At 33.7% G+C, this 16,919-nt stretch carries 16 protein-coding genes; 3 read left to right on the forward strand and 13 right to left on the reverse strand.

Annotated features, from left to right (window positions below; translation table 11 throughout):
• The 7 genes from IGJ52_RS13585 to IGJ52_RS13615 form a co-directional block, all read right to left on the reverse strand.
• Window positions 1-183 carry a hypothetical protein gene (locus IGJ52_RS13585; RefSeq protein ID WP_208787180.1) on the reverse strand — a complete coding sequence of 61 codons (183 nt, stop codon included), beginning with the start codon at window positions 181-183 and terminating at the stop codon, window positions 1-3.
• Window positions 184-326: 143 nt separating this feature from the next.
• A complete protein-coding gene (locus tag IGJ52_RS13590; RefSeq protein ID WP_438792201.1) occupies window positions 327-1,658 on the reverse strand; it encodes a glucosaminidase domain-containing protein in 1,332 nt (443 codons plus the stop codon).
• 23 nt (window positions 1,659-1,681) lie between these two features.
• On the reverse strand, window positions 1,682-2,062 hold the full coding sequence (locus IGJ52_RS13595) for a hypothetical protein (protein ID WP_010815341.1): 381 nt from the start codon (window positions 2,060-2,062) through the stop codon (window positions 1,682-1,684).
• A 77-nt stretch (window positions 2,063-2,139) separates the two neighbouring features.
• Complete coding sequence (locus IGJ52_RS13600) at window positions 2,140-6,174, reverse strand: VaFE repeat-containing surface-anchored protein (RefSeq protein WP_438792202.1); 4,035 nt, start codon at window positions 6,172-6,174, stop codon at window positions 2,140-2,142.
• A gap of 151 nt (window positions 6,175-6,325) precedes the next feature.
• Window positions 6,326-7,405: a hypothetical protein gene (locus tag IGJ52_RS13605; protein ID WP_438792203.1), complete on the reverse strand. Its 1,080-nt coding sequence runs from the start codon at window positions 7,403-7,405 to the stop codon at window positions 6,326-6,328.
• Between the two features lie 89 nt (window positions 7,406-7,494).
• The gene (locus IGJ52_RS13610) at window positions 7,495-7,743 is read right to left on the reverse strand and encodes a hypothetical protein (protein ID WP_010815338.1); all 249 of its coding nucleotides are present in this window, start codon (window positions 7,741-7,743) and stop codon (window positions 7,495-7,497) included.
• Window positions 7,744-8,152: 409 nt separating this feature from the next.
• Complete coding sequence (locus IGJ52_RS13615) at window positions 8,153-8,419, reverse strand: hypothetical protein (protein WP_438792204.1); 267 nt, start codon at window positions 8,417-8,419, stop codon at window positions 8,153-8,155.
• Window positions 8,420-9,412: 993 nt separating this feature from the next.
• On the opposite strand from IGJ52_RS13615, the gene IGJ52_RS13620 reads away from it, so the two are divergent.
• Entirely contained in the window at window positions 9,413-10,360 is a 948-nt protein-coding gene (locus IGJ52_RS13620; protein ID WP_438771620.1) for a helix-turn-helix domain-containing protein, read from the forward strand.
• Between the two features lie 28 nt (window positions 10,361-10,388).
• On the opposite strand, the gene IGJ52_RS13625 is transcribed toward IGJ52_RS13620, so the two are convergent.
• Complete coding sequence (locus tag IGJ52_RS13625) at window positions 10,389-11,411, reverse strand: replication initiator protein A (protein WP_438771618.1); 1,023 nt, start codon at window positions 11,409-11,411, stop codon at window positions 10,389-10,391.
• Between the two features lie 660 nt (window positions 11,412-12,071).
• Here IGJ52_RS13625 and IGJ52_RS13630 point away from each other — a divergent pair.
• Entirely contained in the window at window positions 12,072-12,923 is an 852-nt protein-coding gene (locus IGJ52_RS13630; protein ID WP_438771617.1) for a ParA family protein, read from the forward strand.
• 9 nt (window positions 12,924-12,932) lie between these two features.
• Window positions 12,933-13,475 (forward strand): hypothetical protein, encoded by a 543-nt coding sequence (locus tag IGJ52_RS13635; RefSeq protein WP_086318243.1) that lies wholly within the window; start codon window positions 12,933-12,935, stop codon window positions 13,473-13,475.
• Window positions 13,476-14,181: 706 nt separating this feature from the next.
• Here IGJ52_RS13635 and IGJ52_RS13640 read toward each other — a convergent pair.
• The 5 genes from IGJ52_RS13640 to IGJ52_RS13660 form a co-directional block, all read right to left on the reverse strand.
• Entirely contained in the window at window positions 14,182-14,481 is a 300-nt protein-coding gene (locus IGJ52_RS13640; protein ID WP_438792205.1) for a type III secretion system protein PrgN, read from the reverse strand.
• A gap of 249 nt (window positions 14,482-14,730) precedes the next feature.
• Window positions 14,731-14,814 carry a type I toxin-antitoxin system Fst family toxin gene (locus IGJ52_RS13645; RefSeq protein WP_115256601.1) on the reverse strand — a complete coding sequence of 28 codons (84 nt, stop codon included), beginning with the start codon at window positions 14,812-14,814 and terminating at the stop codon, window positions 14,731-14,733.
• A gap of 78 nt (window positions 14,815-14,892) precedes the next feature.
• Window positions 14,893-15,093 (reverse strand): excinuclease ABC subunit C, encoded by a 201-nt coding sequence (locus IGJ52_RS13650; protein ID WP_240466857.1) that lies wholly within the window; start codon window positions 15,091-15,093, stop codon window positions 14,893-14,895.
• Window positions 15,068-15,574 (reverse strand): hypothetical protein, encoded by a 507-nt coding sequence (locus IGJ52_RS13655; protein WP_438792206.1) that lies wholly within the window; start codon window positions 15,572-15,574, stop codon window positions 15,068-15,070. Before IGJ52_RS13655 ends, IGJ52_RS13650 begins: the two co-directional genes overlap by 26 nt.
• A gap of 3 nt (window positions 15,575-15,577) precedes the next feature.
• On the reverse strand, window positions 15,578-16,894 hold the full coding sequence (locus tag IGJ52_RS13660; protein ID WP_086318239.1) for a Y-family DNA polymerase: 1,317 nt from the start codon (window positions 16,892-16,894) through the stop codon (window positions 15,578-15,580).
• Window positions 16,895-16,919: the final 25 nt, after the last annotated feature.

A 16,919-nucleotide genomic window follows, 5' to 3' on the forward strand; every position in this document is an offset into this window, starting at 1 on the left:
TTAATTTTCTCTGCGTTTTTGTTCTTCTTCAAACAGAGCTTCAATATTCTTTTCTGTTCCTTCAGTTTTATTAAATCGAATCATAAATTCTTTTACGTCATCATTATTTGCGTCAGGGAATCTAGAAAAATATTCTCTTTGCAAATAAATCCAAAACTCAGAAGGATTACTCTTCTTTTTCATATTTCACCTATCCTTATCTTTTTTCCAAAAATTTAAAGAACATAAAAAATCGACTATTGAATACAAAATAAACAACGATATCCCTGCGGCAATAGCATCAAAAATGTTATACAAATAATTGTCCATCGGGTTTCTCCTTTCAGCTATTTAGGCTGTATATAGGACAACATGCTTGTATTTTCAGCTGAAATTGTTCGTGTAGAAACCACGTTTAACCCTTTTACGTTCATTTCAGAAATTAAGATACTACCGTCCTTGTTCACTTTCTCCACAAATGCGACGTGACCATAAGTGCTGTCTGCGCCTAATACACCTGCAGGAAATGAAACAGCTGTGCCGGCTTTTGGTGTTCTTGTGACTTCATAGCCACGCGCACGGCCTGTTTCTGCCCAATCTTGGCCATTGCCCATGGTTAGATCGATATGTTTTCCTAATTGAGTGATTCGGTTGTATACATATTGCGTACAATTCCCCCAGGCATAGCTATTTCCTGAATCGTAATTTACACCGTTGTAATCAGGGAAATCTGATTCAGTCGGCGTAATTGTTTTCTCCTGGTCAAATTCAGTTAAGTGATACGTTTCAATCAAACCGTTTAATTTTTGATTGTATTGAGTATCGGTCGCATACGTTCCTGTTAACGCCTGTGTGGCGTTTTCGTATGTTTTCGCTACACTTTTATGTGTTCCTGTGTAAATCGCTGTGTTCCAGCTCACACCGTCTTTTAAGAGCTTTGCATAGTCCTCGAATGATTCTTTATAACTCGGATATTTTCTAAAGTTTGATTGAATAGAATATAGCTGACCTGTTCCGTCGTCTTCAGCTGTCAGAAACGAAACAGATTGGCCGTTAAAATCGCCCTTAATTCCAAACAAATTGTAATTTGGTTCACGGCTTAATTCACTGCTACCACTACCACTTTCTAAAATGGCTTGCGCAATCATGACACTTGCGAACAAATCGTTGTCTTTTGCGACGTCTCTTGCGGTTTCACCGATCTGTAAAACAAACTCTTCTGTACTTTTCACTTTTTCAAAATGAATAGTTTCTGTGCTGTAAGGGATTGTTACAGCTGGTTCTTGTGCGACTGTTTCATTGGGTGTTTCACTTGAAACGATTTCTTGTTCCATTGAAACACTAGGCGTGGTTTCTGGAACAATTATCGGTGGTTGTGTTTCATCGGTTGCAACAGGTTGTTCTTTGGAACTGTCTGAAACAGTTTCAGTTGTACTTGTTGATTGTTCTGAACTCTCCGTTGTTTCAACTGTCTTTTCAGTACTACCAGAGGTTTCCGACGTTTCAGTTTGCTGTGTCTCACTTGTTGCTTCCATCGTTTCACTTGGTTTCGTTTCGTCTACTACTTGACTAGATTCCATTGTTTCCGTTTCATTGCTCGTTTCGTCTGCAAAAGCAGTGATTGGAACTGCAGTAGAAATTAAAAGAATCGTCGAATAAATAGTAATTAGTTTCCTCACTGATTCCCCTCCTAATTTTGTATTTAACTAAACTCAATGCTGTCTATAAATCGTTCTTTCCAATCTGATTCTTTTTTAGCAAAGTAATTTAGTTTTGCAATTGAAAAATGTGATTCGTCTGAAATTTTAAACTTCAATACTGCTTGATTTTTTAATTGTTTGTTGCCTTTTATAGGTAGATTTCTTACAATCTCTCCTGAGCCTTTTTCTAACTTTACAGGAACTTTTTGTTTCCCAAAAGTTAAAATAATACGCGTGTATTCACTTAGATTCTCTTCATTAAAAATTTTATTTCCTTTTAACTCTTGTAGTTTTCCTTTTGGGATAATGATTTCACTTGCACGACCTGTTTGATCAAACAAAAAGTATTCCTTTAGTTCCGGTGTATATAAAAATAAATCCACTGTATCACCTCATCCTGTTTTTGACGTTCACTTTTTGACACAAAAAAAGACACAAAAGAGAGCTTTTCTGTCTGTGGTTAGTTATTCTGTTTTCGTTTGGTTGTTACAAGATATGCTGCGCCTGCTAATAAAATGAATCCTAGAATAGTAAATAGAATTCCTTTTTGTTCGCCCGTTTTTGGCAAGAATTTAGTTGGTGGTACAATACGAACTGTTTGAGCTAAATCATTAATATCTGCGTGTGTTGTTAATTTTAAATTGTCACGATATAGGTCTTCAAAAACAACCACGTGAACTTCTGAAGTAATTCCTTTAGAATCAAACGTAAATGGAACAATTACTTCGCCATTTGCGGTTTTTGGTACAAACGTTTTAACTGCTTGCACTTCTTTACCATTAACGACAAATGGTTTATTCGTCGTTTTATCCATCAACTTACCTTTAACTGTGTAAGTTTTACCTGGTGTTAAATTCGTGTATTTCACTTTATCATTAATGGTCATTTGTCCGCCAGAAACACCTAGCTTGTCGTTATTGATTGTAGCCGTAGTTTTTAATGTCGGTTTATTAAATTCGATGGTTTGGTCTTTATCGTGAATATCGGCATGAACTGCGACTTCAGTTTCATTTCGTGTCAAGGTTTCAAAAACAACAGTTTCTTTTCCTTGCAAGTCTTTCGCGTTTAATTCAAATGACAGATCCACCGTTCCAGTTACTAACGGTGATTGTTGTTTTTCTGCAGTTTTCACTTTTGCTTCAGTGGTGACAATTTCTGCTTTTCCATTACGTGCGATAAATTTCAATGAATTACGGACTTCTTTTCCGTTGACTAACAATGGTTTGTTTGTCGCCTTATCCATTAAAATACCTGCTAATTCATAGGTTTTACCTTCGATTAAATCACTGTAAGAAACAGTATCAGTGATTGTCACTTTTTCTAAAGCATCCGCTTTATGATCACCTGAATCTTGATTAATCGCTGTAGTTTTTAGTTTTGGCTCTGTGAATGTAACAGTTTGTCCTTCATCGTCAATGTCGTTGTGAACAGCAATTTCAGTGTTTTCACGTGTTAATGTTTCAAAAATAACAACTGCCTTTCCTTTTAACTGTTCAGCATTCATTGTGAATGTCACTTCAACCGTTCCTGAAACGCGATTAATTTGTACAGCAGCAGCTCTCATTGCTGGTTTATCCGTCTCACCTTGTTGTTCAGAATCTGTTGCGTCGTTTTGGTCTTCAATGATTTCTGCTTTTCCATCACGAGCAATGAAATTCACTTCATTTCGCACTTCTTTTCCGTCGATTAATAGTGGAGTGTTTGTTTTCTTATCCATTACCACACCAGAAATGTTGTACACTTTTCCGTCTAATAAATCTGAATAAGAAACAGTATCAGTGATTGTTACTTCTTTTAACGCTTCGGCAGAATGACTGTTAGAATCATTGTCTAACGCCGTTGTTTTTAGTTTTGGCTCTGTAAATGCAACGGTTTGTCCTTCGTCTTCAATGTCTGCATGGATCGCAATTTCTGTTTCATTTTTGTACAGATTTTCAAATACAACGACTGTTTTTCCTTGTAAATCTTTCGCATTTACTTTAAATTCAATCGTTTCGCTACCTTCAGACGTTGTTGGTGTAAAACGTTTGCTAGCGGTCACTTCTTCCCCATCGATTAACAATGGTTTGTTTGTTGCTTTATCCATTAATTTACCTTTTAATTCATAGGTATTTCCTGGAATTAAATTTTTGAAAGATACCACGTCAACAATAGTTACTTCAGCTAAAGGATCAGAAACTTTTGAACCGTCTTCCTCAAAATTCGCTTCTGTTTGAATTTGAGGATTATTTACTTTCACAGTTTGGCCTTTATCATTAATATCTGCATGTTTAACAACGTCATACCATTCTTTTGAATCGCTGCGTTGGCGGCTTAGATATTCAAAAACAACTAGTTTTTTTCCTTTTAATTCGCGTGCGTCAAATTCAAAAGTAACATCAATTGTTCCTTTAGCCTTTGTGGGTTTGAATGTTGCTTCACTGATTACTTCTTCCCCATCGATTAACAGTGGTTTATTTGTTGCTTTATCCATCAATTTACCATTCATTTTGTATAACTTGTTTGGTTGTAATCCTTCATAAGCCACTGTATCTTTTAATACGACTTTTTCTTCGGGATCAAATTCTTTTCCATTGTTTTCTTCATTGACTGCAGTTGTTGTAATTTTAGGAATGTCAAATGTGACAGTTTGCGGCACGTCATTAATATCCGCATGAACAACAATTTCTTTGTTATTTTGATACAGTGTTTCAAATACAACCACTGTTTTACCAGCAAGAGCTGACGCGTCAAAGGTGAAGCTTACTTCAACAAAGCCATTTTTAGTTGTTGGTTTGAATTTCTTCTCTGAAGTCACTTCTTTTCCATTTACTAGTAATGGTTTGTTTGTTGCTTTATCCATTAATTTTCCTTTAACAACGTATTCTCGGCCGTCAGTATAAAGATTTGTGTAATTCACTTTATCTTTAATTGTGACATTCTTTTCCGGGGAAAGCACTTTGTCACTATCTTCTTTGTCTGTCGCTGTTGTTTTCAAGGTCATTTTAGGATTTGTAAACTTCACTTCTGTTGTTTTACCAGCAACAATCTTTACTCTTTTAACAGTAGAGTCTAATAAATAACCTACTGGAGCTTCGATTTCGCGCATTTCTACGTTCGTATCTGCCGTATACTCTGTTGATACAAGCTCTCCGTTTTTGTTTGTAGTAGCTGTTTTTTTAGAGCCGTCCGCTAGATTTTTCAATTCAAATTTAGCCCCAGCCACTGGGTTTCCGTTATCATCCACTTTTTTAATTTTGGCTTTACCATTTTTAATAACGTTAATCTTAACAAAACCTACAGTAGGGTCTCCTACTCCTCCGGTAGAAACTGCTTGTGATCCAGGTTTAACCCAAAATAACTGACTATCTGTGTAAAATGTATTTCTAAATAAGTCTAAATCACCATTTTTTGAGTTTGCATTTGGTGTAATTTCTAATACATTTCCTTTTTTCTCAACTTTTGCATTAAGATTGTTCTTAATTGAAAAATTGTTTAATACACCATTTGTATCTGTAATTTTTAGTGTTTCACCAACTTTAACATTGTAAGTTTTTTTATGAAAACTAGGCTTAATCCTGAAGTTAGCGATATTATTTTCAATTTGTTGTTTATAGTTAGCATAACCAGGTAGTGAAGTTGAAACTGACCACCCTAATTTTTCCCAAATGTACATATTTGTTGCAAAAATGTATTCACCACTATCGCCTTTTTTAGCCCCAAAATTCATTACTGTATTGATTGCTTCACGTTGAATTGGTGTCATGCCATTAAAAGTTGTTTGTTGCGTAAATCCCGCACCTGGTACAAACACAACCCCTGGCTCTACACAGTAAGCTAGTTTTCCATCAATGTATAAAGGTTGGTAAAAGTCACCCCACGCTGACCAAGCACCTTTACTGACGTCATATCTAGCATATACTGGATTACCTTCAGTACCTACAGAACGAGCAAAACGAGTACGTCGTTCAAAAGGAATTTCAATACTTTCTCCCTTGTCATTTTTTACTGACATGCCAAAAGAAGAATCTTTCTTAGCATAGTCACCATACAAATATTTAGCTAATGAGATAATCTCGTTATCCGTCAACCCTTGTACATCCGTTGGATTATCACGATTGGCTAATTCTTCCCCTGTTCTTTCTACTTTTTCTTGTGTTTCTTCCGTTACTTCAGTTGTAGAAGTTGCTTCAGTATCAGTAGCTTCACTTGAATTAGTTGTAGAATCAATAGGACTGTCATTGCTATTCATGCTTTCCCCTATCGTTTTATCTAACTCTTTCTGAGTGTTTTGTGTACTTTCTATCGTTGTTGATTCATTAACTTTACTAGAAGATTCTGTCGATTCTTCAGGTATCTTTTTCTCTTCTACCTCACTAGAAGAATCCACTTGTTCAGTATTATCAAAGCTTTCAGCCATAGCGATTGTTGAAGGTACAACATTCGCTCCTACAATAGTTAGCATAGCTAACAGAACAAGGAACTTATTTTTTACTTTACTTAATCTGTCTTTCATTATTTTTCCACCTCAAAATTTTAATTTTTATATTTACACTTCTTCTGAAGGCGGATCTCTCGGAAAAAACATTTCTCATCACTCCTCAAAATACAAAAAGGCAACGATTGAGTATTCTTCAATCGTTGCCTTCTTGTATTATATTAATTTTTTAAATAGCTAACTCATATGTCCAACCGGCACTACGTCCATCAGTGTATTTAACTTCCCAGGTTACTACTCTATAATCACCTTGGCCTTGTTTTGATAATTCCAGTGCTTTTGCTTGTCCAGCAGCTGTAGCTTCAGCTGCACTTCCAAATAATCCACCTGAACCAACTGGTGTCATAGGATCATATTCATTACTTGGTGGAGGAGTGACATTTCCGCCACCGGTATTACCACCACCAGAGTTTCCACCGCCATTGTCAACTGGTGGAGGTGTTGGGTTTGGTTGTTCCGGTGTTACACCAGCACCACCATTTCCTGCAGATGGTGCTGGTGTATACCCTCCGCCATTATCAGCAGGTGCTTGCGGTTGTTCTACTGGCTGTTCTACCGCTGGTGCTTGTGGTTGTTCTGTTTGGCCAGTTGTATTGTTAGCTGGTGTTCCGTTTGCTGCTTCATTTTGAGCTTTGTTTTCTTGTGCCGGATTAGTTGCATTTTCTTTATTGTTTCCAGCTGCAGCCTGTTGTTTTTGTTCTTCAGCCTTTTGCGCTTTTTCTTTTTCAGATTTCTCTTTTGGTTCTTTGTCTTTTTGCTCGTTAATTCCTTGTTTAAGCTTGTCTAAGCGTTTTTGGTGTGCTTCTTTATCTTTCTTCAAGTATTCGTCTTTTTCTTCGTTAATGCTGTTTTGAGCTGCTTTAATGTCACTATCTTTTTTAGATTTTTCAGCAGTCGCTAACAATTGATCTGTTTTCTTAATCAAGTCTAAAAACGAATGAAGTTTTGTCATTTTCGCTTTTGGGTCTTTTTGGTCCTGTTCTTTTAATTTTTTAATAATGGTTTCAGCCATTTCAATGTCTTTAGCACTTCGCGTGTCATATGCTTTTTTCACTGAGTCGTCGACTTGTAACGATAATTTTTTGTAGTCCTCTTTTTCTTTCTTTTCTGCTAACTCGATTTTTTCTGCTTGTGCTTTCTTTTGGCTATTCACTGCATAAACAGAGCCACCACCAATTAAAAGTAGTGCTGCAACTGATACCCCAATAATTTGATTTTTCTTTAATTTAAACCCTTGCTTTTCACTCATTTCTTCTTCCTCCTAAGATTTGTAATTTTAGCGTACCTAAATGTATCTATTATCGCAAGCAATAGCTTGTTCTTTTCGTCACATGTTTTTTATCCGATTAAACTGACACGCATATATAGTTCAGGTGTTTCTTTCTCTTCCCTCTTGATGGGACAATAATCTTTGTATAAAGCTTTCGTTTCATGTACCGCTTTATACAATGTTATTTTTCGTTGTGTTGTCCAATGTTTCACATTTTGTGTTTGTTTAATGTAATCCTCAACCAATAATTTCTTTTTACCGTTCTCTTTCATGTAGTCAATTAGTTCAACAATCATTTGTTTCGTAATATATGCCATGATTAATTTCTCCTTTTTTGTTACTAAATTTCATTCATTAGTGAATATCGCTTTCAGGTAAAGCGTACCTCGCTCAACTTCAGGAATGGAGCCTCCTTCTAGTTCATAACCTAAAGCCAAAACTTTTGACACGATAAGTAAAAAAGTATCAGTTTATTTCATCCGCAAAGGAAACTGGCTTGCCGGAACAAGCGATCAATCCCCACTACTGCTTACCTGGTTTGATTACTAGAATTAGAATAGCCTCTCTTGTCATAAGCTACTCCACTGTCTTTTTTAGTGCAGAGAGCAATCAGCGACAGTTACCAAGTTACTTTTTATTTCTGCATTTGTGTATTTATTTTTCAAGGAGCAGTAATTCCAAGACAAGAAAGTTTCACTAATCAATGAAACCTAGTAACAAAGATTTTTAAACATGTTGTTTGATTTTAACCGGCTTCTCTAAGAATCTAAGCGGCTCTAACTCGTTTTTGCGTGAAGCAACAATCATTCCGTCTTTTTCTAAGTTCTTTGCTAAGAAATATAAGTCCTTAGCCGCTACGGTTTTCATTGGATCATTCCTTGAAATAAAATCACCATTCCAGGCATTCACATAAATCTCATTGTCAAACGTTTTAACCGTATGAGTTTTGTAAATAAAATCTTTTGAGCAATTTTTTAAATATTTCTTTCGCAACTTTCATCACCTCCATTCAAATTTCTGACAAGTTAACAGATAAAAAAAGAGGATACTACGCGTGAACTGCGTAATATCCTCTTTGAAGCACTATATCACCTGAGCCTATTATAACTAATTATGAATCTCTTTTTGAAAAATTTATAAAATTAATCTTAGGAAATCCATATGAATCACTAAAAATCGAACGAAAGTCGTTTTCTTTTTAGCAAAAAATTGCTATAATACAACTTGTTGTGACATTAGTTACAACAAAAAGAGCCTTACAGTTCATGCCGGTTAAAGCATATGAATTGTTTTACTTCCCTCTAGGGTTACCAGCCCTATGGAAGAGGTTCTTTTTTTTTATCTGCTAACTTCTCACCTTAGATCAAGCGTAGAAGCCTGTAATGTACTTTCTAAGTATGTATGATTTGTTTTTTCTTTTTTACAAAAAAATCATAGCACACCCTTAAATTCATTACAAGGTTTTTTAATAATATTTTTTATAACTCATTTAATTTCACTTTTTATGTTGCATGGTTTAATGCCAGAAACCACGCTATTTCACTGAATTTCTCACGGCTCTACCATAGCATAAAATCATATATGCTATTATTTGTAATTTATAAATTATAACAAATATAATTTTGAATATTTTTCCAATCAATTCTATCCACCAATAATATTTACATAAGGCTTAATAGATGTAATGAACAAACCAAACATCTTTTTCCCTCCTTTTTTTATTTTAAGCTGTTGCTTGCTTTAATTATAGGTAATCAAGTACAATGGAATCAAGCAGAAATAGCGTCAAATCAACCAAATAAAGAACTATTAACCGTTCAAATAAGGTTTTTTATATTATCTATGTAATATTAATCTGTTTAATAGCTAACCGACCTTGGTATAAAAAGAATTTATCTTTAGGAAAAGGGGGGAAATATTGTAAAAAAAATAATAAATGAAATTCAGTAATATTATTTACTTGTATAAAACATGGGAGTGATTGTATTGGAGAAAAACACTGCATTAATTGCTGCAATAAAAGCCTTTAGACAGAACCGGAAAGTAACACAACAAGAATTGGGAGAAAGCCCAACAAGATATGCCAAAATTGAAGCAACAGGAAACATTCGATTCAATGAATGGTTAACTTACTTGGAAAAATTAGAAGTAACGCCAACTGAATTTTTAAAATTTATGGAGTTACAAGAAGGTCAAAACAACTTTATTTTGGAAGTTGAGCGTTTACTTAGTAATGCGTTTGATGATCCAGAATTTATTTTCAATAAACGGAAAATAATTGAATACTACTCTATTCTTGACAATAAAGAAAATAAAAGTACAGCTGAATTTAGCTTGTACATAGATATCAAAATTTATTTTTGTGATATTTATGACGAAATTTCACCTCTCACTTACGAAGATTATAAGTACTTTTACAAATTGTTTACTAAAAAATTTGAAACACAAGAGTTTTACACCTATTATGATTACCGAGTATTTTCCAATATTGTATTTGAATTGCCAATTTCAGAATTATCCAAAACGGAAAATATATTTCAACATGTATTTCCTTTAAAACATAGTTTAGCACGTGATAAAAAAACTCTATACGTTGCTTTTCTAGCATACCCTAACTTCATTTCAAGATTAATTTACGAAGAGAAATATGAAAAAGCTCAGGCTTATTTGAAACAAGCTCGGAAACAAAATATTCCAAAAAATCAATATCTTATTAATTTACAATTAACTTATTTAGAACTACTTTTAGACTATATTAAAAAACAAACACCAAAAAAACTAGCTAAAATAGATGAATTAATCAATGCAATCAACATCTATGGTCACAAGGATTTAGCAGAACAAATGAGTCGCGAAGTAAAAATGCTCACAGAAGGAAGTGAAGATAAAAAAACATCAGGAGACTATCCCAAAACTGTAGAACGTAATATTTAAAGTAAAACACCTTGTGTAGCAAGGTGTTTTATTGATTTTCCACCCAATTATGAGTCATTACTCCTGGTGTGTCGGAATTACTTTTTTTGCTCAACTGACTTTTTTTCTCTAATGCACATTCAACAAATAAGTTGTAAAAAGACATGTAAAATAGACCTTTTGGACTTTTCACAGTAGAATCTGTTTTGATTTTGTGCATCACACGACGCAAACATTTGTCAATTTCTTCTTGATAATCCTCTCCAATCAAAACAATGTTGTATTCTTTTTCTACTTTGGTTTTTGCACGTATAATTGTTCCTACTTGTTCATGGGCTTCTTGAATAGTGTTTGCAAAGGCAGCAATAAATTTTAAGCTATCTTTGTTTAGGAAAGTGTTCTCTTGAACTTCTGAAAAGTGATCGAGCAATAATTGTTGTTGCAATCGTTCTTTTTTCGTATCTCTTGTGTCTATTGTATCTAAAGAATTATTTATATAGATATTATCTTTTACTTGTGCGATTTCAGCATATCCACTACTATCAAGGGGTTCAGAGTTTTTTTCACGACGTGCGATTTCAGCATATCCACTACTATCAAGGGGTTCAGAGTTTTTTTCACGACGTGCGATTTCAGCATATCCATTACTATCAAGGGGTTCAGTATTTGTGTTTGCTGACAGGTATAAATCTTCTTTTTTTAACTCTGGCTGTAAGAGATAATATTTGTTTGCTATGTTTTTTCCAGCTTTCGCATCAAAACCTCCTCTGACAACTTCCAATAAGCCATACTTTTCTAGTTCGTCTAGGGTAGATTTAACTTTTCCTTGATAGCAATTCAGCATTTCCATGAGATCCTTTTGTTGAAAAATCAAATAAATCATTCCATTTTCGTCAATCCAGTTATTTGTAAGAGCAAGAGAAATTTTGTCTTTAAAAAGCATATAAGCAATCTTAGAACTATCTTTCATAGATTTGTATTTTTCATTTTTCAACAGAAACTGTGGGAATTTCCAAAATAGCTCTGAGTAGCTGTTTTGATAACTATACCCCCGTTCTTTAATATTCGTCATTATTTTAGATACTCCTTTATTAGATATACTTTAATCACATAGTAAGCAATTTAAAAATATCAAAGACAAAAGGCGTTGGCAAGCAATAATAATAGCTATTTCAATTAGTTACCACTTTAATTATAAAAAGAAACTATTTAGTTACCACCTCAATTTTATGAAATAAGTATTTGCATACCACCATTAATATAAAAATAATTTATTTAGTTACTACCTGAATGTATAATTGTCTTCTACTATAAAGTTAATTACCTACTACTTTTAATGAATGATTAGTTACCACTTTTAATTTATTTAATTACCACTTATTTTTGTATGTGAATGTATAATTATTGGTAATAACGGAAGTTATTAAATGAATTAGTTACCACTTTTAATTTATTTAATTACCCCTTTAAATATAAAAATATGTGTATTACCTACTACTGCAATTATAATTAGTTACCACCTTATTGTAGAATAAAACCAATTATCTACCACTTTAAATATAAAGGTAAAATAATTAATTACCACCTTAAAATAAATTGAGTACCACAGTAATTATTATTTAATTGAAATTAATTACTACCTTAAATATTTTTGGTGGTATTTAAACTAGTTATATTTTAGGTGGTATGTTATAATATTTGTAAAATTGTACTTAGAGAGGAAGTTGCATGTATGGTAGCAAAAAAATATGTAATTGGTAACTTTAAAGGTGGCGTCGGTAAAAGTACTTGTGCTCAAATGTTTGGATTTGAGTCAGCAAAATTCAAGGAATTAAAAACATTAATCATTGATTTAGATATGCAAGGAAATACTTCTGATGTTATGAACTTAACGCATATGAATTTTTCTAAAGATGAGGGCGGGGGGGAAGGCGAATTAATCGAATATACAAATACAATTACTGACGTACTTATTTCAAATGTTGATCCACATGACGCTATTTATAAGATTATTGAAAATCTGTATATATTACCTGCGGATATGTCGTTTGAATTATACGATGATTGGATTAAAGATAGATTTCCTAATTCAATTGATAAGTTTAAATACATGGAAGAAAAATTATCCCCTCTATTTAATGATTTTGATGTCATTTATTTGGATGTACCTCCATCAATTTCTATTTATAGTAAATCTGCTATGTATATAGCTGATTGGGCTATTGTTGTGTTACAAACTCAAGTCAAATCTATGCGTAATGCTATGCAGTATTTGGAATATATGGACTTCTTTACTAATGAATTTGATACAAATTTAAAAGTTGCTGGTGTTGTTCCATTTATGTTAGAAAGCGGTGATTCCGTAGATAAAGAAATGTATCAACAAGCACAGGAAATCTATGGAGAGCACTTAATTAAAAACGTTGTGTTAAAAAATGCACGACTTAAAAGATATGATGGATCAGGTATCACTACTGAATTAACTAAAAAAGGAAAATTAAAGCAATGGGATAAGAAATGCCATGAATTATTTATCAACATTTTGGACGAATTAGAAGAACATGAACATTGGTATGAAAGGTAGGTTTAAAGAATGGCTGAGATTAAAAACTTAGGTATCTTTGGTAGTAGTAATAAAGGACTAGATAAAATAAAGCAGCGATCAAAGGAGAAGTCAAAAGAAACAACTATAAGTAATATTCCTAAGACTCATAGTACCTTCAGAAGCCAGAAAACAAGCTCTGTAACTCATGAAGTACCTATTCGAAAGAAAAGAAAAGGTGCCCCAATAACAAAATTTGATAAAGTTTACGCTGCAATGCAATCCGTTAAATTATCTGCCCTTACTAATGCTACAGCAAGCATCATGGTTGAAAAGTATGAAACAAATATGAAAAAAGACGAATTATTGCGAAAAGCTTTAAATGAATATATTCGATTAAATCTTTCTCAAGAAGATAAAAATGATTTACTTAATTCTGTTGCCCTTGAACTAGATTTGTTTAGAGAAGCCCATCCTATTATTCCTGATGTAGATATAGACAATAATGTGATACGTTCGTCTGAAGAAATAAAGCAAGAAACTTTTACTGATATAAAGAAACAATGGGGAATCAACGATAAAATAAGAAAATAAAAAAATACCTACCATATTTATTTAAAGTGGTAGGTATTTTTTTATTACTTAATGATTTTTTTTAAGTCTATAAGGAAAAGTATAAGTTTTGAATTTCACACTTTCTTACGTATGTTTAAATATATTTAAGGTGGTAATTAAATACAATAAAAGTGGCAGGTAATAAGAAGTAATATATATTAAATACTGATGTATAAGTAATGAATTTTAATAGAAGGTGGTAGATAAATTCTATTAAAGTAGTAACTAATTAAAACGATTTAAGGTGGTAATTAAATATAATAAAAGTAGTAGGTAAATAAGAAGTAATATGTATTAAATACTGATGTATAAGTAATGAATTTTAATAAAAGGTGGTAGATAAATTCTATTAAAGTAGTAACTAAATATTGATAGGTAGTAGCTAAATAAAAACGTTATTTACGTTATAAGTATAGGGAAAAAGTACTAGATAAAACGATTTAAGGTAGTAACTAAATGTATTAAAAGTGGTAAGTAATACATAATAAATATTGATATATAAGTAATAGAAAGAAACAAAATGTAGAAGTTGAAATGGATAAATAGCTAGGCATTTTTCACCGACTTGTTATTTATAGATAGGTTTGTACAGATAATCCTAAGGTGTAATAATCTAAAAATAAGAATTGCTGTTACTTGGTTTTGATTGAACAAAAAAATAGAAATATTGTTAACCCGTGTTACACTAAACTTCATCATCAATAATTTTTTTAGTACGTCTGTAACGTTCCAGGTGCAGCAAATAATCGTCTTGCAGTTTTAAAAGGTCTGAATAAACCTGATCCATAGTTTTGCTGGCAGACAGAGAAAGAGAATAAATAAATGAGATAGGAAGTGTTTCAATTTTTTTGTTGTGAGTAATCCAAGAAGAAACAGTTCCTTGAGAGAAAGCGTGTAATTCACAAAATTCTTCAACAGTAATCCCTAGTTGCTTGATAATGTATGTGTTGATAGGGTGCGGATACACAAAGGTTTTTCTAGACATGGTGGGTAAGTTTCCTTTCTTAGATTATTAATGCGTTTGCAGTAATATTGTACTAAAAAACATGCAATAAGGGAAGGGCGTAGCTGCTTCTTTTTTGTTGACCTTCTTTAATAATGTGTTATACTAATAATGCGGAAGACATAAGTTCGATATGAACAGCACAATAGCCCAAACCTCGTCACAGGTTTGGGCTATTTTTTTCGTCTTGCGGATAGACGTGTGGGCTAGGACAACTTGCATGGTTATCTGCTAATCATCTAACCAATGGTCAACTAGTAAGATTACTAGACCCACAAAAAGTGGGGCAATAACCAAAGACATAAGTTCGTACATAAACAGCACCCCCAATCGGAGGCAAGTTGCACAATAATTATAACATAAATTCGAATATACCTATACAGTAGTAAACCTTCAGTGTTTTACTTCAACTTTTAGCTCTCTTTTTAGTACGTATACTCGTTTACATAACGAGCATTTGTACTTAACTGAATCACTTGACACTCTGCTCGCAAGACACCCACACGCACACTGTACGTATGCAACGCTACTTATTTTATTGTTGTCTTTAATCACTGCACCCTGGTAGTTAAATTTCTTCATAAAATTCTCCATCATCGTAATAATCTTTCATAAAAGCATCGATTGATTCTTGTCCTTCATCTGATAATTCTGGAAGTACGACGTCCGCAAAAGGATTTTCCAATGTATCTACTGCAGACCACTTCAAAAAGTTATGAATTTTAATATAGCGTATGTCATAAAAATCAATTTGAAAATCTCCAAGTAAAACAACATCAAATTCAGCCATGCCACGAAAAACTCCGAAAACATGAGGTTTTACACGACCATATTCGTCTAACGAATTTAATTGAATTTCTAGCACTTTATTTTGTTTAATTGAGCGATCTAATAAGTATTCTATTTGTACTTGAGATTGTTGTGGAAGCCTTTCAATCTCTCGTGCATTGAATTCATTAGTTTCTTTGATTGCTGCTTGCAACTCTCCTAAAGGGAAAGCAGTTGGCCACTTCAAATCAAAAGAGCGGTCTACATAATCGTTATAAGATGTAAATTCCTTTTTAGTTTTCTTCATTTGTTAACCTCCAAGACCGACGTTGCCACCTGCATGACCACCAACTAAGCCCGAACGATTCACAGCTGTCGCCCCTTCAAGAAGTGAGGACGCATGAATCAATGCTTTAAAACCAAATTTCTGACGGATTTTATCAATTAGAAAGTCTAACTGATTGTTTATTATTTGTTCTTCAGGAGGGGAGAAGAGATCTATTTGAAGTGTAGTATCCCAAACCAGCTTTCCAAAGGAGACTCCTAAATTTCGAATATCCATACCATGAACATAGTTTTCTCGAAAAAGTTTCAAAACATGCTCGGTTAACACTTTTGTGTTGTTGCTACGAGCGATTTTAAGCTGTTTTCGCCAACCAGACCTGCCCAGTCCATCAACTTGTCCTTTAGAATAACCAACAAAAATTGACACACATTCAGTTTGACAGTTTGAATTTCTTAACCTGGTTGCTACCTGGTCTGAAAGTTCCTTCAGCACTAATTCAATTTGATCCTTTCGAGCATAGTCTCTAGGTAATACTTGACTATTACCGAATGATTTTTCTTTGGCCACCTGCCTTTTTTCTCCTAAAAAACTACGATCAATGCCCCAAGCATGTGCGAACAGTTGTAATCCCATGACACCAAAGCGGTGTTTTAATAGATAGGGATCTGCATGTGCTAAATCATAAATCGACTCAATTCCTGACATCTTTAAACGAGCTGCCATACGCTTGCCAATCCCGCAAAATTCAGTGATAGGGGAGATAGCCCAAACTTTTTCTTGTACATCTTCATATCTCCATTCTGCAACAAAACCTGGTGTATTTTTTGCTTCATTATCTAAAGCTAGTTTGGCCAATAATGGATTATCACCAATGCCAATTGTAACGTATAATCCCATATGATTATAAATGACACGCTGAATAATTCTGGCCAATCGATAGGCCGTATCACAATTAAAATATCTCAACGAAGCAGTTATATCAATGAAGCTTTCATCCACACTAAAAACAGAATGGTCTTCATCTGCCACAAACCGTTTGAGCAGATTATTAATTTCACTATTTCTCTTCATATATAAATTCATTCTTGGTGGAACAATAAGCAATTCTGGGTGATCAGGCACTTCATCTTTACGAGTCACATTAGAAATTCCCAGGACTTTTTTTGCCATTGGCGAAGCAGCAAGCACTAATCCGCCTGCATTATCCGCACCACTCATTACTATAAGCATTGTCTTGAGGGGATCTAAGCCACGTTCTACACATTCTACGCTCGCGTAAAAGGATTTTACATCGATACATAAAACATCTCTCCGGGGTTCTTTGGAATAATCAAATTTCATGCAAAAAACCGTCCTTTCGAGTTAC

This window comes from Enterococcus sp. DIV1758, assembly GCF_051711985.1.
Taxonomy (GTDB): Bacteria; Bacillota; Bacilli; order Lactobacillales; family Enterococcaceae; genus Enterococcus; species Enterococcus faecalis.